Genomic DNA, 22,044 nt, shown 5'->3' with positions numbered 1-22,044 from the left:
GCCGATCAACTCCCGTGACCAGCCGCGCAGATCAGCCCAACAGGCGCAGCAGCTCCTCGGCCGCCCCCGCCGACGACGCCGGGTTCTGGCCCGTCACCAGGTTGCGGTCGACGACCACGTGCGGCGCCCACGGCTCGCCCGCGGCGAAGTCCACGCCCAGCTCGACCAGCCGGTCCTGGAGCAGCCACGGCGCCTTGTCCGCGAGGCCCGCCTGGCGCTCCTCCTCGTTGCTGAAGGCGGTGATCCGGTAGCCGGCGAACGGCGAGCCGCCGTCCTCCGTCCGCGCGGCCAGCAGCGCCGCCGGGCCGTGGCACACGACGCCGAGCGGGCGGCCGGAGGCGAGCGCCCCGGCCAGCAGCCGGCCGGACTCGGGGCTGACCGCCAGGTCCTCCATCGGGCCGTGGCCGCCGGGGTAGAACACGGCGTCGTAGTCGGCCGGGTCGGTGTCCTCCAGCTTCACCGGCCGCCGCAGCTCGGCGACGGCGGCGATCGCCTCGGCCGTCGCCGCGTCGGGCACGCTCGCCCGGTCGGCGACCGGCACCACGGCGCCCGGGGTGGCCACGGTGACCTGGTGACCGGCCGCCGTGAAGGCGCGGTACGGCACGAGGACCTCCTCGGCCCAGTAACCGGTCGGGTGCGCGGTGCCGTCGTTCAGCGTCCAGACGTCGGCGCCGGTCACGACGAACAGGATGGTGGCCATGGTGCAGTCTCCAGGGTTGTGGTCCCACGCTCCGGCGGTCCTCCGCCGGAGTGCTCACGGCCCGACGCTAGACGCGCTGCGGCATCGCCCACCAATGGCCGTCGCGATGTCCGGTATCGGGAATCCGATGGCTCCGGACCGCGCCCCGGCCATCGCCGTCCCGTAGGCTCGCGTCCATGAGCGATCGGGAAACCCATGGCTCCGGCCCGCTGGACCTGAACCAGCTGCGGACCTTCCTCGCCGTCCACCGCGCCGGCTCGTTCACGGCCGCCGCCCACCGGCTCGGGCTGTCCCAGTCGACGGTCACCGCGCAGATCCGCGCCCTGGAGCAGCGGCTCGGCCGGGAGCTGTTCGAGCGCGGCGCCCGCGGCGTCGCCGCCCTGCCGTACGCGGACGACCTCGCCGCCCGCCTCGCCGACCCCCTCGACCGGCTCGCCGAAGCCACCGGCGAACGGGCCGGCGGCACCCCCGAGCCCGTGCACCTCGCCGGGCCCGCCGAGTACCTGGGCACCGTCCTGCTCCCCGCGCTCGCGCCGCTCGTCGCCGGGGGCGTCCAGCTGCGCGTGACCACCGGCCTCACCGACCCCCTGCTCGCCGAGCTGCGCGCCGGGCGGCACGACCTGGTCGTCGCCACCCGGCGCCCGCGCGGCCGGACGCTGCACGCGGAACCGCTCGCCGACGAGGAGTTCGTCCTCGTCGCGGCACCGGTCTGGGCGCAGCGCCTGGACGGCCGGGAGCTGCCCGCCGCCCTCGCGGACGTCCCGCTGCTCAGCTACGCCGCGGACCTCCCGATCGCCCGCCGGTACTGGCGGCACGTGTTCGGCGAGCGTCTGCACGCCCGCGCCGCCGTCACCGCCCCCGACCTGCGGGCGGTCGTCAACGCGGCGGCGGCCGGCGCCGGCTGGAGCGTCCTGCCGAGCTACCTGTGCCGCGCCGAACTCGCCTCGGGCGCGCTGCGCCTGCTGCACCGGCCGGAGGATCCGCCGATCAACACCGCCTATCTGGTGCAGCGCCCCGCCGCCTCCGCCAATCCGCACGTCGCCCTGGTCCGCGAGCGTCTCGTCGCGGCCGCGCATGCCTGCTGAGCCCCCTTCGCCAGGGTTCCGTCAAGATCGGCGGTCAGTTCACACAAGGGGACTATTCTTCCGGTGGTTCGTAGCGGCACCGACCGGGAGGGAGGCGAGAGAGATGGACTCCAGTAGTAGTCCGGGCCACAGTCGGCCCTGTTCCCCGCTTTCCGTACCCCGCCCCGGCGCGCGCTGACGCCAGTCGGTCCGCTCGCGCGCGCCCTCCCCCCCCCGGCCCCGGCCGTCGGAGGTTCGCCATGACCCGCCTGTCCTTCTCGCACTTCTCCCCGTTGCACACCCCCGCCCGCGGAGCCGGCCTGCTGCGCGGCCTGCGCCGCACGTCCCCGCACCTGCCGCCGCTCACCGCACGGCCCGCCGACGCCCCCGTGGTCCGCGGCAGGCTGCGGCTGACCCTGCAGGACGGCACCGCGCGCCTGTACCTGCTCGACCACCGCGACTTCGCCGCCACCACGTCCCCCGACGTGGCGTACGACGCCCGCGTGCAGACCGCCTACCTGTTCGCGCTCCAGGGGCACGGCCCCGACTGCCTCGCGCGGCATCTCGGTCTCCCACCCGCCGCCGCCGAGGCCATCGCCGCACACGCCGCCCGCTCCGGCTCGCCCGGCGCCGCCGGCCCGCAGGTCTGAGCGTCAGATCGCCAGGTCCCGCCGCTCCAGCAGCCGGAACGCGGCGAGCAGTCCGACCGCGCCCACGCCCACCAGTACGCCCAGCGACTGCCACGGCACGCCCCCGTGGGCCAGGACGTCGCCGGGCGCGTAGTAGTGGAACGGGCTCACGTACCGCAACGGCGCGGCCGGGGACCACGCCAGGGCGATGAAGTTGAGCGCGAAGCCGACCGCGCCGAGGGCCACCGCCGCGCCGATCACGTGCGAGCGGCGGCGGCTGAACGCCGAGACCGCGAGCACCGGGCCGGTCAGGCTGAACGCCAGTGCGCAGCCCATCAGTCCGGCCGCGAACACCCCGCCCTCGGGCACGGCCGCGCGCAGCGTCGGCGAGAACGCGACCCCGAGCGCGATGGTCAGCGTCGCCGCCGCGTTGAGCAGGACCGACGCCGCCACGAGGGCGCCGGCCCGTTCGGCGAGCAGGCGGCGCCGCGAGAGCGGACGGGTCATCAGGAGCTCGATGGTGCCGGACTCGACGTCGGCCGCGACGGCGGCGGCGCCGAGCGCGCCGATGACGGTCAGGTGCAGCGCGATCCAGAACGGGTGGGTGAGTCCGGCGCCGAGCAGCCCCGGGTAACTGGCGATGGAGACGTCGCCGTTGGAGCCGCTGAAGGCCTTGAACGCGCCGGGCGGGGTGCGGCGGGCGCCGAACAGGTCGCCGGGCGGGACGGTGCTGGTGATCACGGTGATCAGGGTCTCGAAGACGACCATGCCGAGCAGCAGCCCGAGCAGCATCCGGCGCCGCCGGTGCAGGGCGAGCCAGACCAGCGGGAGGCGGCGGTTGACGGTGCGCGCGATCACGGCCGCTCCTCCGGGTCCTCGGAGTTGCGGTAGAGGTCGAGGAACGCCTCGTCCAGTCCCGCCTCCTCGACGGTGAGGTCCGCCACCGGCAATGTCCCGAGCAACTCCCTGACCGTCGCGACGAGTTCGTCCGGTGGTACCACCAGCTCCACGCGCTGCCCCTCCCACCGCGGGGACCACCGGCCGGCGGCGCCGAGCGGACGGGCGCCCCGCCCGTCGGCGAGGACGAGCCGCACCCGCCGCGCCCGCGCCTGGCGCAGCTCGGCGACCGAGCGGACGGTCACCAGCCTCCCGCGCCGGACGATCGCCACCCGCTCGCACGCGCGCTGCACCTCGGGCAGGACGTGGCTGGAGAGCAGGACGGTCCGCCCGGCGGCGGTCTCCTCGGCGAGCAGTTCGAAGAAGGTCTCCTGGACGAGCGGGTCGAGGCCCTCGGTCGGTTCGTCCAGCACCACGACGCCTGGCCGGTGCTGGAGCGCCTGGACGAGCCCGAGTTTCTGCTTCATCCCGCGCGAGTACTCCCCCACGGCCCGCCCGAGGTCGGCGCGGGTGAGGGCGAGCCGCTCGCACAGCTCGCGCTGGCGGGGCACCGGCGCGCCCTGGAGCGCGGCGAGGAGGTCGAGCGTCTGCTGCCCGGTGAGTTCGGGGTAGAGCCGCAGTTCGCCGGGCAGGTAGCCGATCGACGGCGCGAGCCGGCGGTGGTCGGCCACCGGGTCGAGGCCGAGCACTCGCACCCGGCCGCCGGAGGGCTGGAGCAGCCCGACCAGGCACCGCAGCGTGGTCGTCTTGCCCGCGCCGTTCGGCCCGAGCAGGCCGAAGACCTCCCCGGCCGCGACCTCGACGTCCAGCCGGTCGATGCCGACGGTGGCGCCGTACCGCTTCGTGAGCTCGCGCAGTTCGATCACCGGTCTGCTGCTGGGCATGACCCGCACCTCCGCTCGCGGCCCCGCGGCCCTCGACCGGGCCCGACCCCGGGCCATCAAAGCCTTCCCCGCGGAGAGTGTCGAGCAACACCGCCGGACGGAAGCGGCGCTCGACCCTTGCAGACGCCCAGCGGCACCGCGCCCAGGAACAGCGCTCAACCCTTGCAGACGCCCAGCGGCACCAGCCGGGCCACCCGGCGCGCCAGCCCTGTGTCCTCGGTGACGGCGGCCACCGCGTCCACGTCCTTGTACGCCTCCGGCGTCTCCTCCGCGAGCGCCCGGTAGGAGGCGGGCCGCACGGCGATCCCGCGCGCCTCCAGCTCGCCGTGCAGCGTCTCGCCCCGTACCGTCCGCAGCGCCTGGTGCCGGCTCCACACCCGCCCGGCGCCGTGGCAGGCGGAGTGGAACGCGTCGTTGCCGGGCAACCCGACCATGACGTACGACGCGGTGCCCATCGTGCCCGGGACGAGCACCGGTTGGCCGGCCCGGACGAGGTCGGCGGGCAGGTCCGGGTCGCCCGGCGGGAGCGCGCGGGTGGCGCCCTTGCGGTGGACGCACAGGCGCCGGGCGACACCGTCCACGTCGTGCGTCTCCAGCTTGGCGAGGTTGTGCGAGACGTCGTAGACGAGCTCCAGTCCGGCCCCGAGGGCCGTCGCGAAGGCGCGGCGGGCCGCCTCGGACAGCAGCTGCCGGTTCGCCCGGCCGTAGTTGGCCGCGGCGATCATGGCGCCCAGGTACGCCCGGCCGCGCGGCGAGTCGACCGGGGTGCAGGCGAGCTGGCGGTCCGGGACGTCGATCCGGTAGCGGTGCAGCTCGCGCTCCATGGCGTGGACGTGGTCGGTGCAGACCTGGTGGCCGAGGCCGCGCGACCCGCAGTGGATCATGACGCAGACCTGCCCCGGCCGCAGTCCGAAGGCCTCCGCCGTCTCGGCGTCCCACACCGCGTCCACCGCCTGCACCTCAAGGAAGTGGTTCGCCGAACCCAGGCTGCCGACCTGCTGCAGCCCGCGCTCGACGGCCCGCGTGCTCACCTCGCCCGGCGCCGCGCCAGCCAGGACCCCGCCGTCCTCGCAGCGCTCCAGGTCGCGCGGCACGCCGTGGCCGTGCTCGACGGCGTAGCGGGCGCCGCCGACGAGCAGCTCGTCCAGTTCCTGCGGTCCGTCCAGCCGCCACAGGCCGCCGCGCCCGAGGCCGCGCGGGACGGTCCGGTCGAGCAGGTCCATCAGCCGGCGCAGCCGCTCCGCGTCGACCTCGTCCCGGCCGACGCCGGCCGCCAGCAGCCGGACGCCGCACGAGATGTCGAATCCCACCCCGCCCGGCGAGACGACACCGCCCTGCTCGACGTCGGTCGCCGCCACACCGCCGATCGGGAAGCCGTAGCCCCAGTGCACGTCGGGCATCGCGAAGGAGGCCCGGACGATCCCGGGCAGCGTCGCGACGTTCGCGACCTGTTCGAGGGCCTTGTCCCCGGCGGCCTGCGGCAGCAGCTCGCGGCTCGCGAACACGACGCCGGGCACGCGCATCGGCGGGGTCCGGTCGATCCGCCAGCGGTGGCGGGCCTCCTCGGTGAGTGCGATCTCCACGGCCGGTACCTCTCAGACGTCGACGGTGACCCGGCCAGTCCAGCCGCCGGGGCCGGACCGCAGGTCCAGGCCGTGCAGCGAGACGGCCTTCGGTACGGCGCCGACGAGCGCGGCGGTGGCGGTGTCGGCCATCCGGAAGCGCACCTCCAGGGTCCGGCCGCCGTCCGCGTCGTGGATGGCACCGAGGGCGAGCGCCGTCGGGAGTTCGCCGTCGGCGTCCATGCGGTAGATGACCTCCTCCAGGACGCCCGCGAGCAGGTCGGCGTCGCTCGCCGCGACGACGGTGCAGGCGCGCTCGCCGGCGGGGTCGGCGGCGGTGAGGTCGGCGAAGCTGTCGACGACGGCGCGGACCAGCTCGCCGATGCAGCCCTCGGCCGTCGGCGACCACGCCTCCACCCGGAGGTCCGCCGTGTGCGGCACGGTCCGGTGGCCGCTCGCGGCACGCTCCACGACCTGCCTCCTCCGCCGTCTCCTCCCAGCGTCGACCCGTGGGGCCCGCGCCGGCAAGAGCGGGCAGCAGCGAGTGCGGCCGGACCGGTCACCGACCGTGCACGCCCACCGCCGCCAGGTACGCCGCCGTCAGCTCCGGCGTGGCCAGCCACTCCGCGTGGTCGCTCGGCTCCGGATACGTGTTGACGAGCCGGCGGGCCACCGCCTCGTGCCGCGCGGCAGCCGCGAACACGACCTGCACGTGCTCCGGCGCGGTGAGCATGGTGGCGGTGAACTCCACGGTGTGCCGGGCGTGTTGCCGCCAGAAGTCTTCGGCGGTCGCCGCCATCCAGGCCGGTGTGAAGGCCGCGTCGCCGTGCTCGACGATCGCCCGGAGGTACGCGTCGGCCGCGCGGGCGGCGCTGTTGGCGCCCTGGCCGGTGATCGGGTCGTTGACCACGACCGCGTCGCCGATGCCGAGCACGTGCACGTCCCGCGCGCCGCCCAGCGCGGCCACCGGCCGCCGCACCGTCGGCGTGACCGCCCCGAACAGACCCGCCCCCGCGTCCGTCGGTTCCGCCTGCCGCCAGAGCTCCGCCTCCCAGGGCAGGTGCTCCGCCAACAGGGCGCGGATCCTGGCCAGTTGGACGTCCGGTGCGGGCGCGTCGGTGAACGCGTCCAGCGGCCCGCCGGGCACCGCCTCCCACAGCAGGATCGCGCACGGCCCGGACAGCGTCAGGGCCGGCTGGAGGTAGAGGTCCGCGAGGCCGGGCAGCGCGTACATCCGGGCGCGCGGCTCGACGGCCGGGTCGGGGGCGCCGACGCCGTGCGCGTAGAGGCAGGACAGCGACCGCTGCGGCCGGTCGAACGGCGACCGGGCCGCGTCGCGTTCGAAGATCCCGGCCAGGCCGCCGCGCCCGGCCGCGACCACCGTCAGTTCGTGCCGCTCGGCGAGCGCGCGCAGGCCGTCCCGGTCGAGCGTGCGGTACTCGACCCGGCCGCCGCGCTCGGCCAGCAGCTCCAGCCAGCGCGCCAGTTTGAGCCGCTGGTCGACGGACTGCGCGGGCTCGTCCAGCGTCGCGGCGATCTCCAGCGCCCGCACGCCCGGTGGCACGGCCAGCACCATCGTGAGCGTGTCGACGGCGGGCGCGTCGACGGCCCACAGGTCGAGCCCGGCCGCGGCCTCGATCCGCCGCGCCGGGCCGAACATCGCCTGCGTGGACAGCACCCGCCCGCCGACCAGCTGCTCGGGCGTGCGCTCGGCGACCAGCGTCACCTCGTAACCCGCAGCGACCAGCCCGAGCGCGAGCTGCAGCCCGGCCTGGCCCGCTCCGACGACGGCGATCCGACGCATGCACGCCTCCCGGGCGACTCGACCGACTGGACGTCAGGTGCGCACAGTAGTCGAACAGTAGGGCGCCGTCACCAGCCCGAACCGGACCGGCCACGCAGGTGCGCGACGAGCAGGTCCAGCACCGCCGGGGCCTGGTCGGTCAGGTAGAAGTGCCCGCCGGGGAAGACCCGCAGGTCGAACCCGCCCGTGGTGTGCCCGGCCCACGGCCGCGCCTGCGCGACCGTCGCCCGGTCGTCGGCGTCGCCGACCAGCGCCGTGATCGGCTGCGGCACGGTGTCCTCCGGCGCGCAGCGGTACGTCTCGATCGCCGTGTAGTCGGCCCGCAGCGCCGGCAGGATCAGCGCGCGCAGCTCCGGATCGGCGAGCAGCCGCTGGTCGGTGCCGCCGAGCCGCCCGATCTCGGCGAGCAGCCCGTCGTCCGACATCAGGTGCACCTCGGTGTCCCGCGGCTCCGACGGCGCCCGCCCGGCCGACACGAACAGGTGCTCCGGCCCGGCCACCCCGTCCCGCGCGAAGCGCCGGGCGACCTCGAAGCACACCGCCGACCCCAGGCTGTGGCCGAAGAACGTCAACGGCCGGTCCGCCCAGGCCCGCAACTCCCGGTACACGCGCTCCGCGAGCTCCGCCACCGAGTCGATCCCCGGCTCCGCGAACCGGTTCTGCCGCCCCGGGTACTGCACCGCGAGCACGTCGGCGTGCGGCGCCAGCGCGGTCGCGTAGTCGAGGAAGAAGCTCGCGGCCCCGCCCGCGTGCGGGAAGAACACCACCCGCGCGGGCGCCGAGTCACTCGGACTGAACCGCCGGAACCACGGACTCTCGACAGCAGCACTACCGAACATGCGGGGCGACCTCTCTCAGCGGACGATCTTCTGCCGCCCCCAGTCTCGCAGGACCGCCCGGCCGACCCCAGGGGTCACTCGGGCATCTCGTCGTCCGGGTCCAGGAAGTCGGCCCACGGGTCCTTGTAGTCGTCCGGGTCCGTCACCCAGCCCGCCGCGAGGACGAGGCCCGTGGTGCGGTGGACGGCGAGGAAGCCGAAGGGGCGGCCGAACTCCGCCCGGACGTGACGGACGCGGTACGGCGGAAGGTCGGCGCCGCACCCCACCGCGGCGCCCAGCGCCGTGACGGCCGCGGCCCGGAAGCCGCGGGGGCCGAAGCTCGCCGTGGCGGTCTGGCGCGCGCTGGAGACGTACAACGGCTCGTCGTCGCCGGAGAGGCCCGGGAGGCGGCTCTCGGTCTCGGACGGGAGGCGCGCCGTCGCGAGGCCGAAGAGGTCCGGGCGCTCCAGCAGGTCGTGGTCGGCCTCGACGGTGAACTGCGGGACGCAGACGCCCAGGACCGGTTCGCGCCGGTAGCTGCGCTGCCAGCCGATCGTGAGCCCCGGGCCCGGGGTGCCGGCGGGCAGGCGGTCGGCGGTGACCCGGGGGTGGCGGTGCGCCAGGATGCCGAAGCCGGCGGCGAGGACGGCGCCCGCCGGGGCGTCCGGTTCGCCGAGGAGCAGGTGGACGTCGATGTCGTTCTTGCCGAGCACCCGCACCTCGGTGACCGGCCCTGCCGGGGTGTCGGCGACAGCCGCCCGGTCGAGCAGGGAGGTGTACCGCGACAGGTACTCGACCTCGCGGCCCCACGCGTCGCCGTCCACCCCACCGCCGACGTCGAAGGGGCGGATCCACTCGGTCCGGACGGTCAGGGCGCTGGCCAGCACGAGACGGGTGTCGTCGTCGACCTCGACCGGCATGGCGTCGATCAGCCCGTCCGTGCGGCGGGACGCCCAGGCGTCGAGCGCCTTGCGGTCCCGCTCGCCGTCCCCGGTCAGCCGGCCGACCACGTCGGCCGGGAGACCTGCCAGCCACTCCGGCCGGGGCCGCACCCCCTGGGCCGTCCACAGTCCCAGCGCGGCCGAGACGCCCGGCACCTCGTCCAGCAGGCCGAGCAGTCGGCGCGCCCGGTCCGCGGCGGCTTCGGCCGGCAGCCCGAGCGCGTCCTCCAAGTCCCGCCGGACGGCCGGGCTGCCCGCGGGCGCCACCAGCCCGAGCAGCGGCCACACGCCGGCGGGCACGAGCAGCGTCTGCCGGCCCTCCGCCAGGGCGTGCCCGGCCCACCGCGCGCCCAACTCGTTGACCCCGCGTACGATCCCGGCCCTGCTCATCACGTCCCCTGTCCTCGGCCTTCCGCACGGGAGCGTAGGGGTGGCCGGCCTGCCGCGGCCAGAGGTTTTCGCCGCGCTCAGCGGGCGTCGTACTCCTCCCGCGTCAGCTCGTGGACGCGCACGCGGCGGCCCGTGGCCGGGGTGGTCGTCTCGCGTTCCACGCGCATGCCCAGCTTGTCCATCACGCGCTCCGACGCCGTGTTGCCGACCTGGGCGATGCTGACGATCCGGTCCAGGCCGCAGTCCTCGAAGCCGAAGCGGACGGCCTCCCGCGCCGCCTCGGTGGCGAAGCCCCGGCCCCAGAAGGTGCGGGCCAGGCGCCAGCCGACCTCGACGGCCGGGAGCACCTCGGGCAGGAAGCGCGGGACGGCCAGGCCGGTGAAGCCCGCCAACTCGCCGGTCCCGCGCACCTCGACGGCGAACAGGCCGAAGCCCTCCTCCTCCCACCGCTGTTCGACCAGCGTGGTGAAGCGGCGGGTGTCCGCCTCCTCCAGCGGCCGGCCGTCGGCGATCCACCGCATCACCTCGGGGTCGGCGTTGATGGCCGCCATCGGGGCCACGTCCTCCTCGCGCCAGCGACGCAGGATCAGGCGGGGCGTCTCGATCATCACCATGGGATTCGTTCCTTCCGGTCCTTCGGGTCCTTGCGAGTGTCCTTCCGAGTGGCCAGGATCACCGAACTCGTGGGCGTGGTCGGCACTTCGGCCGGATCCAGGTCGGGGTGCGCCAGGTGGAACAGGCGGAGCCCGTCGACCGAGCCCGTCCCGCTCCCGGCGCTCACACCGCCCGCCCGCCCGCGGCCGCGACGGCCAACGGAGGCCCCGCCTCGGACGTACGGCTCTTCGAGAACCCGCGCGCAGCAGCCCCCCGCCGGGCTGCCACCGCCCGCTCCGGCACGCGCCGTCGACCACCGTCGCCCATCCCGCAATCCCCTCCCCCGCGAAGGCCCACGAGCCTACCCTGGACCGCATGACCGCAGCCGATCCCCGGTGGATCACCATCGTCGCCTACCAGAACCTCCCGGACAGCCCCCACCCGATGGAGGCCGTCCGCGCCTGACTGCGCGAGCGGGGCATCGACTGGATGCCCTGGCCGGCGAAGGACTTCCTCGTGAACCCGATCTGCGGGCGGGACGCGGACGGGCGCCGGCACGGCTGGTACGACGTCCGCCTGCCCGCCGATGCGCTGCGCCCGCTCGGCCTCCACCCCGACCAGCCGACCGCGACCGCCGAGGGGCCGTCCCCGCCCGGCCCCAGCGGGATACGTCGATCATGCGATGGGACCCGCACGGAGTCGACGAAGGGGACCACCCGGCCCTGTTCCGCTACAGGCCCCGGCCGCCGAACCGCACCACCGTGGCGCGCGAGCGCGAGACCGCGTCGAGCCGGAGCACGGACGCCGCCTCGGGGATCGGATCGCCGCGGTCGAGCGCCGCCGACAGCCGGGCCAGCCCGACCAGGTGGCGGGCGAAGACCCGGGCGGAGGCGTACCGGCCCCGGGCACGCTGGCCGTCCAGGGCCGCGGCGGCGCCGACGTCGAGCAGGACGACGTGCAACTCGCGCCCCCGGCGGCCGGCGCCGCGCGCGAGCCGGCGCCGCATCCACGCACGGCTGCCGCAGTCGTGCACGAGCAGCGGGCCGCCCCGCCGGACGGAGTTCCTCAGGAGCAGCCCGTGGCGCAGCCGGGCCCACGGCCGGTAGACGGCGTACGGCAGCCACGCGGGCATGACGGCTTCGCACGCCTCGTGGACGGCCCTCGGATCGACCACCGCGACGGCACCCGCCGCCGACCAGCGCCGCAGCAGCGTGCTCTTGCCCGCGCCGGGCAGCCCCGAGACGACCACGACCGCGCCCGCCGGGTACCGCACCGTGAACCCCGGGCCGTCCACGCCCCGCAGGTCGACCACTCCGCGCGGCGACACCGGCGTCCCGTCCGTCGTGCTGCCCATCCGGCCCCCGTTCGTGCTCGACCGGGAACCATAACAGCCCCGCGCGCCACCACGGCGCCGGCTACCGACATGATGGTGCGTCAGATCATCGACGACCGGTCACCGACGAGCCGGTCATCGACAACCAGGAAGGCCGAACGTGACCGCGACGTACACCGGGCTGGTGCTGGCGGGACTGGCGCGCGATCCGGGGCGGGTGGCGATCCGCTGCGGGGAGCGCGCCCTGACCGGACAGGAGTGCCTCGACGCCGTCCACCGCCTGGCGCGTGCGCTGGAGGGCGCCGGGCTGGGGCGCGGGGACGGGGTGACGGTGCTGGCCGGGAACCGGCCGGAGACGGTGCTGGTGCGGCTGGCCGCCAACGTGCTCGGCTGCCGGGTGGCGGCGCTCCACCTGGACCGGCCGGTGGCCGAGCAGGTCGCGACGGCCGCGTTCGCCGGCACCGACGCGCTGGTGTTCGACCCGGCGCGCTTCGGGACGGCCGCCGCGCACATCGCCCGGGCGCTCCCCGCCGCCGGCGTGTTCGCGCTCGGCCCGACGGACCTCGGGACGGACCTCCTGGAGCACGCCGCACCGCTGTCCCCCGCCGCGCTCGCGCCCCGGGGGCGGCCGGAGGACGTCATGGCGGTGCGGTTCACGAGCGGCACGACGGGACGGCCGAAGGGCGTGGTGCGCCGTTTCGCCCGCCCGCCGAGGCCCGAGCTGCCTGCCGCGTCGGTGTTCCTGCTGTGCACGCCACTGGGCCACGGCGGCGGGACGTCGGCGGACCTCGCGCTCGCGGCGGGCGGTTCGGTGGTGCTCCAGGACGGCTTCTCGGCGGAAGACGTCCTGGCCGCCGTCGAGGAGCACGCGGTCTCCCGCGTCTACCTGCCGCCGCACCTGCTGTACCGGGTCCTGGACCACCCGATGCTGTCGCGGACGGACGTCGGCAGCCTGCGCCGCGTCACGTACACCGGCGGCCCGGCCGCCCCGCGGCGGCTCGCGGAGGCGACGCGCCGCCTGGGGCGGGTGCTGCACCAGACGTACAGCCTGACGGAGTGCGGCCCGGTGGCGCGGCTGGCGCCGGACGAGCACCTCGACCCGCGGCTCCTCAGCACCGCGGGCCGCCCGTACCCGGACACCGAGGTGCGCGTCCTGGACGAGGACGGCACGCCGCTGCCGCCCGGCGGGACCGGAGAGATCCACGTCCGTACGCCGACGGCGATGGAGGGCTACTGGCGGGACCCGGAGCTCACCGCCGAGGTGCTGCGGGACGGCTGGCTGCGCACCGGGGACCTCGGCAGCCTGGACGCGGCCGGCTACCTGACGGTGGCCGGCCGGTGCGAGCCGATGGCGATCGTGGACGCGCACAACGTGTACCCGCGGGACGTCGAGGGGCCGCTGCTCGCGCACCCGGACGTCCGGGAGGCGGTGATGTTCGCGACGTCCGGGCCGGACCTGCTGGAGCGCGTGCACGCGGCGGTGACGACGGCGCCGGGCGCGCGGGTGACGAAGGACCAACTGCACCGGTGGGTGCGGGAGCGGAGCGGTCCGCTCAGCGCGCCGACGTCGATCCTGGTCCTGCCGCAGATCCCGCTGACGGGGACGGGCAAGCCGGACCTGGCGGTGCTGCGGGCGCTGGTGGACGGCACCCCGGGGTACGCGTCCGCCGTTCTGGGGGCGCGCGAAGGAGTGTGACGCGCCCTCTCGATGCTTCGAGCGCCCGCGCGGGCGACCTCTCGCGCGGTGCTCGGCGGGAACAACCGCAGGTGGACACTCGTCCGTGCGGACCGATGTGCCGATAAATCTCCGGCGGCGTTCCCTCGCACCGTCCCCAGGAGGCACCTCCGTGACCTGGCTCCGCGTCCTGACCGCACTCGGCATCCTCGCCGTGGCCGGCAGCGCCCTGCTCGTCTTCGCCCTCTGCACCGCGGCCGCCCGGGGCGAACGCGCCGAGGATGCGCCCGACCTCCGCGAGGAGGCCGAGCGGAGCGGGCTCTTCCAGCGCATGGGCGGCGGCGAGACCTAGGAACGGGCTTCCGGGTCCGTCGGTCAGTGCCCCGCGAGGTCGTCCGGCCGGACCTCGATGTGGTCGGCCGCGAGGTCGACCGCCACCCGGTGCTCCATGCCCAGCGCCTCCAGGAACTTGACGGGCAGCTGGACCCGCCCGGTGCGGTCCAGCATCACGTACTCGCGCTCGTTGACCGACTCCTCGCCGTGCTCGTCCGTGACGGTGCGGCGCAGCACCTCGCTGCTGGTCCGGCCGTCGCGGATGGCGACGGTGCGGCGGACCTCGCCGGCCACCATCGGGTCGTGGGTGACGATCACGACGGTGGCGCCGAGTTCGCGGTTGACGGTGCGGAAGGCCTCGAAGATGACGGCGCCGGTCTCGGAGTCCAGTTCACCGGTGGGCTCGTCGGCCAGCAGGACGGGCGGGTTGTTGGCCATCGCGACGGCGATGGCGACGCGCTGCTGCTGGCCGCCGGACAGCTCGTCGGGGCGGCGGTGGGCGAGGTCACCGATCTCCAGTGCCTCCATCAACTCGGCCACCCGACCCGCCTGTTTCCGGGAGCTCCCGCCCCCGCGACGGCCGCGCAGCTGCATCGGCAGGGCGATGTTCTCGGCGGCGGTGAGGAAGGGCAGCAGGTTGCGGGCGGTCTGCTGCCAGATGAAGCCGACCACCTCGCGCCGGTAGCGCAGGCGTTCGCGCGCGGGCATCTCCAGCAGGTCGCAGCCGGCGACGGTGGCCGTCCCGGCGGTCGGCACGTCGAGGCCGGCCAGGATGGTGAGCAGGGTGGACTTGCCGCTGCCGGAGGCACCGACGAGGGCCACCAGATCGCCCTGGGCGATGGTGAGTTCGAGTCCCTGGAGGGCCTGGACCTCGATCCCCTCGGCGCTGAAGATGCGGACCAGCCGGTCGCACACGATGGCCGCGCCGGCGCCGTACGCCGTGGGCGAGGCCGCGGCGAGGGCCCGCTGCTGGAGCTCCTGGAGGGTGGGGACCGCGACGGCCGTCCGCTCCTGGGGGGTGCTCTTCACCGCTGGTCTCCTGTCGTCGTCATCGTCTCGACGGTCACGTCACGTGCACGCCCGTTCAACGCTGGTCCCCCGCCCGCAGTTCGGCGGCGAGCTGGCGCCTCCCGGAGACGAAGGTCTCCGCCACCACGCCCGCGCACACCATCAGCGTCAGCCCGGCCGTGGGCAGCAGCACGGGCAGCAGGGCGGGCGTCAGCTTCTCCCCGACGGGCGCGCCGACCAGGGCCGACAGGTCGAACGCGGGCCCGAGCAGGCCGACCGCCGCCAGCGCGACGAGCGCGCCCCCGAGGGCCGCCGCCAGGGTCTGGGGCAGGGCCTCGGCGAGGATCAGCGCGAGCCCCTGGCGCGGCCGCAGGCCCAGGGTGCGCAGCCGGGCGAGCATCGCGCCGCGCTCGGGGGCGGCCCGGAAGAGCGTGAGCAGGACGGCGAGCAGGGCGAATCCGGCGGCCGCGGCGACGGCGGCCCAGAAGAGCCGCTGCGCCGAGCGCTGGAGCGGGTCGGCGGCCAGGCGGGCGGCCACCTCGGCACTGGTGCGCACGGTGTAACCACCTGGCAGGGCGTGCGGGTCATGGCCGGCGGCCTCGGCCGCTTCCCGGATCACCTTGACGAGGCCGGTGGCGCCGGTGACCCCCTTGTCGCGGACCAGTGCGGTGAACTGCCCGTCGTCGATGTCGCCGACGCCGAACCAGGCGTTGACCCGGCCGAGTTCGGGCAGCCGGGCGGCGGCCGGGCCGACGGGCACGACGACGAAGGGCTTGAAGGAGTCCAGGAGGGCGGGGGTGGCGTCGACGCCGGCCGCCTCGTTCAGGAGCAGCTCGCTGCCGCTCGGCAGCCGCAACCGGACCGGGCCGTCCGAGACCTTCGGGACGAGGGCGCTGCTGAACAGGGCGGGCACCGGTGTGTCCGTGCCGCCGGGGGTGCCGGCCAGGACGGCCGGGTCGAACGTGCCGGCCCCGATGGTGCGGGCGATCTCGGCGTACGCCGTGGGCTCGGCCACCACGAGGTTGACCTGGGCGGAGCCCTCCCGGGTGCCGATGAGGAAGGCCTGGCTGTCCGTCCAGACCCCGGTGCCCGCCCGGACTCCGGGAAGTGCCGCGGCAACCCGGGGGAAGTCCTCCGGGAGGGTGGGACCGACGGGGAGGGTGAGCGACGCGTCCCCGCCGACCGCGAGCCGGGCGGCGTGCGTCCGGACGCCGTCCACGTCGCTGAGGACGGTGGCGCCGAAGCCTGCGGTGGTGACGGCGATCAGCACCGCGAGCAGCGGCAGAACGGACGGCCGGCGGCGGCCGGAACTGTCGCGGGCCGCGCGGGCCAGACCGAGGAAGCCGATCAGGCTGCGGCCGCGCGCAGCGGCACCGGCGAGCCAGCCGACCACGACGGGCTGGATGCGCGCGAGCAGCACGCCGCCGGAGAGCGCGAGGAGCAGCGGCGCGGCGATCAGCAGCGGGTCCACGCCGGTGCCGACGGGGGCGACGCCGCGCCGGCGGACCTCCGCCACCGCACCGGCCGTGAGCACGAGGGCGAAGAGCTCACCGACCACCCGGCGCCAGCCGCCGGGGGCCTTCGGCCGGGACCACAGCAGCGCGGCCCGGGCCGGGAACGCCAGCAGGGCCAGCAGGCTCGTGACGGTCGCCGCGAGCACGGCCGTGCCCCAGCGCGGGGTGGGCAGCAGCACCAGAGCGAGCGTGGTGGCGAGCACGGCGGCGGGCAGGACGGTCGCCGCGCCCTCCCCGAGCAGCCGCAGCAGCACACCACCGCGGGAACCGCCACGGGCCCGGAGCAGCCGCAGTTCGGCGGCGCGCCGGTCGGCCATCAGGGCGGCGGACAGGCACAGCACCACGGTGGCCACGCCGGCGACCCCCGCCGGGCCGATCGCGGCGAGCGGCGCGGCGGCCTCGTAGCGGGCCTGGGCCCGGGTGAGGACGTCGGGCAGGAAGGACGCGATGCGCAGGTCCCCGCGGCCGGTCTCGGTCACGAGCTCGCCGGCGCCCCGCCCGGTGACGTACGCGCTGACGGCGGTGCGCAGTTCGCCGATCCGGTCGGCGCGGACCCCACCGGTGTCGAGGGGCAGGCGCCAGAAGTTCCGGGCCTCCTTGTCGTTGCTGCCCCAGGCGAGGAGCCCGTCGAGGTCGGAGCCGTCGACGATGCCGCCGGTCTGCCACGCCGCGCCGGTCGCGCAGGCCCGGGTCGGGCACGCCAGGCCGTCCCAGTACGGGTCGTCCTCGTCGTCGGCGCGGTACAGGCCGACGACCTGGGTGCGGACCGGCCCGTTCAGGTTCTCGCCGTTGTCGAGCACATCGCCGACCTTGATCCCGATGGTCCCGGCGCCCGCCGTGCTGAGCGCGATCGGCAGCGGGTGGCCGGCAACGGGGGGACCGGGCCAGGCGCCGTCGGTGAGCGTCGCGTGGTCGGTGATTCCGTGCAGGTACATCAGGTCGAGCTGGGGATTGGCCTCGCTGAGGTGGGCCAGGCCCGGGTTCTTCATCTCGCGGCCGCGGACCGTGCTGCCGTAGACCCGCCCGGAGGAGGCGAGCGGCACGTCGCGGCCGATCCGGTCGGCCAACTTCCGCATCACGGGGTCGAGTTCGGCTGCGCTTTCGCCCCCGTGCAGGCCGGAAGCGGCCTGCACCTTGGTGTCCGCGATGCCGCGGTCGCGCAGGAACTGGCGGAGCGCGCCGTCCGCGCCGCGGTCGACGGCTCGGGGGAAGGCCGCCGCCAGCAGGACGGTGCCGAAGGCGAGCGCGGCCATGAGCAGCGCGGCCAGCGGCGCCGAGCGCAGCCGGGTCCGCACCCAGGGCGCGGGGCGCCGGCCGGCGCGGGGGCGGGGCACGGTCGTGCCGGCCTGGGTGGTCACATCTCCTCCACGTGGCGCAGCCGGGCGGCCACGTCTCGACGGCGGCGTCCGGCCAGGAAGGCCGACAGCAGGGGCACGAGGGCGATGGCGGCCGCGAGCAGGAGGGCCTGGCCGGCCGGCAGCTCGATCAGGGCCTCGGGCATCGGGCGGCGGGCGGCGGGGGTGAGCACCACCAGCGGCACGATCAGGTGGACGAGCAGGGTGCCGAGGCCGAGCCCGACGGCCCCGCCGAGGGCGACCAGGACGGCCTGCTCGACGGCCGCGGTTCGCGTCACGTGCTTGCGCGGGGTGCCGAGGGCGAGCAGGAGGGCGGAGTCGCGGGAGCGCTCGCGGGTGGAGGCGGCCACGGCGGCGGCGAACCCGATCGCGGCGAGGACGGCGGTGGCGACGGCGATGGCGATCAGGGCGCTCTGCGGGGCCGCCCCGACCGGGTCGTCCAGCAGGCCGGCGGCGGTCTCGTCGGAGAGCTGGACGGTCTGGACGCCGGGGGCGGCGCGCAGCGCGGCGGCGGCCTCGGCGGGGGCGCGGTCACCGGGGCCGGTCGCGGGCAACCACCATTCGGCGCGGTTGGGCAGTTCGCGCCCCTGGGCGGCGAGCAGGCGGGAGGCGGTCGCGAGGTCGACGGCGAGTGCGCTCGATCCGACGACCGGGAGCGCGTCGACGGCGGCGGTGACCTTGACCGGCAGGACGGTCCCGGCCAGCGGCACCCTGAGGGTGTCGCCGACCGAGGCGCCCGCGGCGGTCAGGTAGGCCTTGGTGGCGACGCCGGTCAAGTCGGTGGGGTCGGTGGCCCCGGCCGGGGCAAGGGCGGCGCGCAGTGTCTCGCCGTGACCGCCGGCGAATCGGAACCGGACGGTGAACAGCGTTGCGGGACCGGCGGGTCCAGCGGCGAGCTCGGCGGCCGGGCCCGGCTTCTCCGACCCCTTGGCGACGCTCGGCGCGGTCATGCTCCAGCCGAACCCGGCCGGGACGGGAACGGGTGCCGCCGGGCCGTCGGCGGTGTCGGAGACGGCGAGGCGGTTGACCGTCAGCTCGCCCTCGGTGCGGTCGCCGAAGGACACGAGCACACCGACCAGGGTCAGCGGCGCGGCGGGCGAGCCGAGCGGGGCGTCCACGAGCTTGCTCAGGTCGGCCGTCGCGCGGACGTCTCCGCGCAGCGGGAGCGTGGAGAGCGCGACCTTGTACGTGATCCCGTAGCGGTCACGCAGCATCAGCCGCGCCTCGGGGCGGACCGGGTCGACCGGTGTCCCGTCGGGTCGACGGATCCCCAGGTCCTGCTGCCCCACGGAGACCTCGGCGTCGATCCGCAACGGCTTGCCCGGCAGCGGGATCCCGGCCTGCACCCCGCCAGGTGCGGGCTGGGCGAGCGGGCCGAACAGCTCCTGACGGGAGTGCCCGGCGAGCAGGTCGGTGCGGACCGGGACGCGCCCGGCGAAGGCCGAGCTGTCCACCGCGAGGAACTGGCCGGTGCCGTTCGGCAGCGGCTGTTCCTCGCGGAGCACCGGGACGAGCCGCTCGCCGCCGGGCAGAGCGCCGTAGCGGCCGGCCTGGCCCATCAGGGAGGTCTGCGAGTCGGCGATGCGCAGGCCGCCGGCCGTGCCGAAGGCGGCCTGGTCGCGCTGGGAGGCGGACCAGGTGGCGTGCTGGCCGAGCGCCAGGACGCCGGTGGACACCGCCATCACGAGCAGCAGGACCGGCCCGGTGGCCCGCCCGGGCCGGCGGGCGAGCTGCCAGCCGACCAGGGCGGGGCCGAGGCCCCGGCCGCGCGCGGCGATCCGGGCGCCGAGGCGCGCGACGAGCGGCAGCAGGCGCAGCACCACGAGGGTGCCCGCGCACAGCGCCAGCGTCGGGGTGGCGACGAGCAGCAGGTCGACACCCAGGCGGCCACTGGAGTCGGTGGACAACCCACCGCCGTACTGGACGAGTTGCTGGTAGGCGAGGACGGCCAGGGCGAGCACGGCGAGGTCGCCGCCGTTGCGGGCGACGCCGGCGACGAGCGCCTGGCGGCGGCCGGTGCGGGCGCGCAGGGCGGCGCCGGCGCCGCGCAGCAGGCCGGGCACGGAGGCGAGCAGGACGCAGGCGAGGGCGCAGGCGGCGGCGATCGGCCACAGCGTCCAGCTGATCCCGGTGTCAAGGGTCACCCGGCCGGCGAGGGCGCGGACGAGGAACGGGGTGAGCAGCGGCGCGAGCGCGGCGGCGGGCAGGGCGAGCAGCAGCGACTCCACGGCGGTGAAGGCACCGATCCGGCCTCCGGACGCACCGCGGGCGGCGAGCAGTTCGTTCTCGTGCTCCTGCCGGGAGGCGATCAGGTGGACGACGAGCAGCAGGGCCGCGGCGGCGAGGACGCTCAGTTGAAGGGCACCGATCAGCAGGGTGGACCGGGCGACCAGCAGGCCGGAGGCCAATTCGTGCATCACGTCGGGGAGTTCGGTGGTCGCCTGGAGTCCGGTGCTGTCCCGCAGGCGGTCCGCGAGGCCCTGGGCACGGTCGCCGACGGCCTTCGCGCCGGGCTCGTCGGCGCCCGCGAAGTCGGCGTCGAGCAGCCAGCCGCGACCGTCCTGCGGGAGTCCGCCCGTGGTGAAGGCGCTGCGGTCGACGAGCATCGGTCCGTAGGTGGTGAAGCCGCCGGTGGCGACCTCCCGGCCACCGAGCGGGTCGAGGCGCCAGTACGGGTCGGTCCGGTCGAGGGCGCGGTAGACACCGGTGATGCGGACGGTCAACGGGGTGCCCGAGGAGCGGTCGTCCAGCCTGACATCGGCGGGCAGGGCCTCGGGGGCGAGGCCGAGGCGGGTCAGCGTGGTCTGCGGGACGGCCGCCTGCGGGGCCGCGGACTGGACCGGCCCCGTGGCGGCGGCCGGCCAGGCCCCGGCGAGCAGGCGCACCCGGCCGCGGTCGAGGTCGGCGAGGACGGTGAGGTCGGCCTTGGCCGTGCCGTCGGAGTCGCCGGTCCCCGGCAGGCCGTAGGAACGGCTGCGGAGCATGCCCCGGGTCTGCACGGGCAGGGAGCCGAAGAGCGCGGAGCGGTAGGCGTCGAGCGCGGGGTCGTCCTTCGCCTGCCGGTCGAGGCCGTGCTCGACGGTCACCAGGACGGTGGTCCGGGCGTGCCCGGGGCCCTGGAGCGTCTGTCGCAGTCCGGCATCGCCGACGCTCCGGTTGAACGCGACGAGCGCCGTCAGCACGGCCGTCGTGATCAGCACGGTGAGCAGGACGGCGGCGGCCAGCGGCAGCCGTCCGCGCAGCCGGCGCACGACGAAGCCGAGCATCGAGTTCCTCCCCCGTACGTCCACGGCGCATGCTCGCCGGATAGCGGACGATGCTGTCAGATTCGTTCAAGGAACGGAAGGGACTTGCGCAAATCAGGTAAGTAGTGAGCAAATTCCTTGCACCACGACTCCATGCATCGTCAGTACGCCATGCACAGTTCAGGAATTCGGTCCGCGCGGGACGTCAACGCACAAACCGCGACCGCGGGTTCGACAATCGGATAACGAAAGGGAGACGTCACATGACGCAGCAACCGGACGTCACCGCCACCGCGCCGATGGTGGCCGTGACCGACCTCCGGCGGAGCTTCGGCAGTGGCGAGCGGACGGTCCACGCGCTGCGCGGCGTCTCGTTCGAGATCCGCCGGGGCGAACTCACCGCCCTCAAGGGACGCTCCGGCTCGGGCAAGACCACCCTGCTCAACCTCGTCGGCGGCCTGGACGCACCGACCGGCGGCACCATCGCCCTCGACGGCACCGACCTCGGCGAACTCGACGAGGACGGCCGGCTGGCACTGCGTCGGGAGCGGATCGGGTTCGTTTTCCAGTCCTTCGGCCTGATCCCCATGCTCACCGCCGCGGAGAACGTCGGCGTGCCGATGCGGCTGCGCAAGACGGCCCCCGCCGAGCGCGAGGAGCGTGCCCGTGCCCTGCTCGCGCTCGTCGGCCTCGCCGAGCACGCCAACCAGCGGCCCGGCGAGCTCTCCGGCGGGCAGCAGCAGCGCGTCGCGATCGCCCGCGCCCTCGCCAACGAACCCGGCCTGATCATCGCCGACGAGCCCACCGGCCAGCTCGACTCGGAGACCGGCCGCGCGATCATGCAGCTGCTGCGCGCCGTCGTCCACAGCGAGGGCGTCACCGTGCTGGTGGCCACCCACGACCAGACGCTGATGGAACTCGCCGACCGGGTGATCGAGCTGAGCGACGGAAGGATCGTCGAAGCCGACTAGTCCGTCACAGCGCCTGGAGCGCCGCCTCGCACTCACGGCACCGCCGGGTCCGCTGGGACGGCGGGTACCAGGGCTCGCCGGGCCCGGACGGCCGGTAGGGCTCGCGCTCCAGGCCGGCCGTGTCGAGCCCGCAGAAGGTGACGGGACCCGGGTCCTCGGGCACGTCCGGGTCCGCGGCCGCCGCATGGACGAACCGCACCCGCGCACTCAGGTCGACCTCACCCGCGTCCAGGACCTCCGTGGACGGTTCGAGCTCCAGCATCACCACAACACCAGTCATACGTCGACCCTGCGCCACACCTCCGCCGCCCGCACTCCCAGCCACCT

General features: G+C 75.7%; 19 protein-coding genes. 5 read left to right on the top strand and 14 right to left on the bottom strand.

Annotated elements, in window-relative coordinates; translation table 11 throughout:
- Positions 1 to 31 precede the first annotated feature (31 nt).
- Positions 32 to 700 (bottom strand): type 1 glutamine amidotransferase domain-containing protein, encoded by a 669-nt coding sequence (locus AB0C76_RS35070; protein ID WP_359973483.1) that lies wholly within the window; start codon positions 698 to 700, stop codon positions 32 to 34.
- Positions 701 to 876: 176 nt separating this feature from the next.
- Between AB0C76_RS35070 and AB0C76_RS35065 the strand changes: the two genes are divergently transcribed.
- Positions 877 to 1,785 (top strand): LysR family transcriptional regulator, encoded by a 909-nt coding sequence (locus AB0C76_RS35065; RefSeq protein WP_359973481.1) that lies wholly within the window; start codon positions 877 to 879, stop codon positions 1,783 to 1,785.
- 239 nt (positions 1,786 to 2,024) lie between these two features.
- Entirely contained in the window at positions 2,025 to 2,414 is a 390-nt protein-coding gene (locus AB0C76_RS35060; RefSeq protein ID WP_359973479.1) for a hypothetical protein, read from the top strand.
- A 3-nt stretch (positions 2,415 to 2,417) separates the two neighbouring features.
- On the opposite strand, the gene AB0C76_RS35055 is transcribed toward AB0C76_RS35060, so the two are convergent.
- The 9 genes from AB0C76_RS35055 to AB0C76_RS35015 form a co-directional block, all read right to left on the bottom strand.
- Positions 2,418 to 3,251, bottom strand: a complete 834-nt coding sequence (locus tag AB0C76_RS35055; RefSeq protein WP_359973477.1) for an ABC transporter permease subunit — start codon at positions 3,249 to 3,251, stop codon at positions 2,418 to 2,420.
- Complete coding sequence (locus AB0C76_RS35050; protein WP_359973475.1) at positions 3,248 to 4,174, bottom strand: ABC transporter ATP-binding protein; 927 nt, start codon at positions 4,172 to 4,174, stop codon at positions 3,248 to 3,250. Before AB0C76_RS35050 ends, AB0C76_RS35055 begins: the two co-directional genes overlap by 4 nt.
- Positions 4,175 to 4,329: 155 nt before the next feature.
- On the bottom strand, positions 4,330 to 5,757 hold the full coding sequence (locus AB0C76_RS35045; RefSeq protein ID WP_359973473.1) for an RtcB family protein: 1,428 nt from the start codon (positions 5,755 to 5,757) through the stop codon (positions 4,330 to 4,332).
- 12 nt (positions 5,758 to 5,769) lie between these two features.
- The gene (locus AB0C76_RS35040) at positions 5,770 to 6,207 is read right to left on the bottom strand and encodes an archease (protein ID WP_359973471.1); all 438 of its coding nucleotides are present in this window, start codon (positions 6,205 to 6,207) and stop codon (positions 5,770 to 5,772) included.
- Positions 6,208 to 6,295: 88 nt separating this feature from the next.
- Positions 6,296 to 7,540, bottom strand: a complete 1,245-nt coding sequence (locus tag AB0C76_RS35035; protein ID WP_359973469.1) for a styrene monooxygenase/indole monooxygenase family protein — start codon at positions 7,538 to 7,540, stop codon at positions 6,296 to 6,298.
- Between the two features lie 68 nt (positions 7,541 to 7,608).
- Positions 7,609 to 8,379, bottom strand: coding sequence for an alpha/beta fold hydrolase (locus AB0C76_RS35030; protein ID WP_359973467.1), 771 nt, complete (start codon positions 8,377 to 8,379; stop codon positions 7,609 to 7,611).
- A 74-nt stretch (positions 8,380 to 8,453) separates the two neighbouring features.
- Positions 8,454 to 9,689 carry a serpin family protein gene (locus AB0C76_RS35025; protein WP_359973465.1) on the bottom strand — a complete coding sequence of 412 codons (1,236 nt, stop codon included), beginning with the start codon at positions 9,687 to 9,689 and terminating at the stop codon, positions 8,454 to 8,456.
- A gap of 77 nt (positions 9,690 to 9,766) precedes the next feature.
- Positions 9,767 to 10,303, bottom strand: coding sequence for a GNAT family N-acetyltransferase (locus AB0C76_RS35020; protein ID WP_359973463.1), 537 nt, complete (start codon positions 10,301 to 10,303; stop codon positions 9,767 to 9,769).
- A 710-nt stretch (positions 10,304 to 11,013) separates the two neighbouring features.
- Entirely contained in the window at positions 11,014 to 11,637 is a 624-nt protein-coding gene (locus AB0C76_RS35015; RefSeq protein ID WP_359973462.1) for an AAA family ATPase, read from the bottom strand.
- Between the two features lie 139 nt (positions 11,638 to 11,776).
- On the opposite strand from AB0C76_RS35015, the gene AB0C76_RS35010 reads away from it, so the two are divergent.
- Both AB0C76_RS35010 and AB0C76_RS35005 read left to right on the top strand, forming a co-directional pair.
- On the top strand, positions 11,777 to 13,312 hold the full coding sequence (locus AB0C76_RS35010; protein ID WP_359973461.1) for an AMP-binding protein: 1,536 nt from the start codon (positions 11,777 to 11,779) through the stop codon (positions 13,310 to 13,312).
- 151 nt (positions 13,313 to 13,463) lie between these two features.
- Positions 13,464 to 13,643 (top strand): hypothetical protein, encoded by a 180-nt coding sequence (locus AB0C76_RS35005; RefSeq protein WP_359973459.1) that lies wholly within the window; start codon positions 13,464 to 13,466, stop codon positions 13,641 to 13,643.
- A gap of 23 nt (positions 13,644 to 13,666) precedes the next feature.
- Here the strand turns inward: AB0C76_RS35005 and AB0C76_RS35000 are convergent, their stop codons facing one another.
- Genes AB0C76_RS35000 through AB0C76_RS34990 form a run of 3 tightly spaced genes read right to left on the bottom strand, consistent with a single transcriptional unit; the run spans position 13,667 to position 20,767 of the window.
- Entirely contained in the window at positions 13,667 to 14,653 is a 987-nt protein-coding gene (locus tag AB0C76_RS35000) for an ABC transporter ATP-binding protein (protein WP_359973457.1), read from the bottom strand.
- Positions 14,654 to 14,708: 55 nt separating this feature from the next.
- Entirely contained in the window at positions 14,709 to 17,504 is a 2,796-nt protein-coding gene (locus AB0C76_RS34995) for a hypothetical protein (RefSeq protein ID WP_359973456.1), read from the bottom strand.
- On the bottom strand, positions 17,501 to 20,767 hold the full coding sequence (locus AB0C76_RS34990) for an FtsX-like permease family protein (protein WP_359973454.1): 3,267 nt from the start codon (positions 20,765 to 20,767) through the stop codon (positions 17,501 to 17,503). The genes AB0C76_RS34995 and AB0C76_RS34990 overlap by 4 nt, the downstream gene beginning before the upstream one ends.
- 242 nt (positions 20,768 to 21,009) lie before the next feature.
- On the opposite strand from AB0C76_RS34990, the gene AB0C76_RS34985 reads away from it, so the two are divergent.
- Positions 21,010 to 21,717: an ABC transporter ATP-binding protein gene (locus tag AB0C76_RS34985; RefSeq protein ID WP_359973452.1), complete on the top strand. Its 708-nt coding sequence runs from the start codon at positions 21,010 to 21,012 to the stop codon at positions 21,715 to 21,717.
- A 4-nt stretch (positions 21,718 to 21,721) separates the two neighbouring features.
- Here AB0C76_RS34985 and AB0C76_RS34980 read toward each other — a convergent pair whose 3' ends face one another.
- On the bottom strand, positions 21,722 to 21,997 hold the full coding sequence (locus AB0C76_RS34980) for a hypothetical protein (RefSeq protein WP_359973450.1): 276 nt from the start codon (positions 21,995 to 21,997) through the stop codon (positions 21,722 to 21,724).
- Between the last annotated feature and the right edge of the window lie 47 nt (positions 21,998 to 22,044).

Origin of the sequence: Kitasatospora sp. NPDC048722 (genome assembly GCF_040650235.1) — a bacterium.
Lineage (GTDB): Bacteria > Actinomycetota > Actinomycetes > Streptomycetales > Streptomycetaceae > Kitasatospora.
Note: the sequence above shows the minus strand (reverse complement) of the source record. Positions and strands in the feature narration are given on the sequence as shown.

Bases quoted from the DNA above. Each gene is read 5' to 3' on its own strand.
- AB0C76_RS35070 (WP_359973483.1), bottom strand. From the start codon at position 700: ATGGCCACCATCCTGTTCGTCGTGACCGGCGCCGACGTCTGGACGCTG.
- AB0C76_RS35065 (WP_359973481.1), top strand. From the start codon at position 877: ATGAGCGATCGGGAAACCCATGGCTCCGGCCCGCTGGACCTGAACCAG.
- AB0C76_RS35060 (WP_359973479.1), top strand. From the start codon at position 2,025: ATGACCCGCCTGTCCTTCTCGCACTTCTCCCCGTTGCACACCCCCGCC.
- AB0C76_RS35050 (WP_359973475.1), bottom strand. From the start codon at position 4,174: ATGCCCAGCAGCAGACCGGTGATCGAACTGCGCGAGCTCACGAAGCGG.
- AB0C76_RS35035 (WP_359973469.1), bottom strand. From the start codon at position 7,540: ATGCGTCGGATCGCCGTCGTCGGAGCGGGCCAGGCCGGGCTGCAGCTC.
- AB0C76_RS35030 (WP_359973467.1), bottom strand. From the start codon at position 8,379: ATGTTCGGTAGTGCTGCTGTCGAGAGTCCGTGGTTCCGGCGGTTCAGT.
- AB0C76_RS35025 (WP_359973465.1), bottom strand. From the start codon at position 9,689: ATGAGCAGGGCCGGGATCGTACGCGGGGTCAACGAGTTGGGCGCGCGG.
- AB0C76_RS35020 (WP_359973463.1), bottom strand. From the start codon at position 10,303: ATGGTGATGATCGAGACGCCCCGCCTGATCCTGCGTCGCTGGCGCGAG.
- AB0C76_RS35015 (WP_359973462.1), bottom strand. From the start codon at position 11,637: ATGGGCAGCACGACGGACGGGACGCCGGTGTCGCCGCGCGGAGTGGTC.
- AB0C76_RS34990 (WP_359973454.1), bottom strand. From the start codon at position 20,767: ATGCTCGGCTTCGTCGTGCGCCGGCTGCGCGGACGGCTGCCGCTGGCC.
- AB0C76_RS34985 (WP_359973452.1), top strand. From the start codon at position 21,010: ATGACGCAGCAACCGGACGTCACCGCCACCGCGCCGATGGTGGCCGTG.
- AB0C76_RS34980 (WP_359973450.1), bottom strand. From the start codon at position 21,997: ATGACTGGTGTTGTGGTGATGCTGGAGCTCGAACCGTCCACGGAGGTC.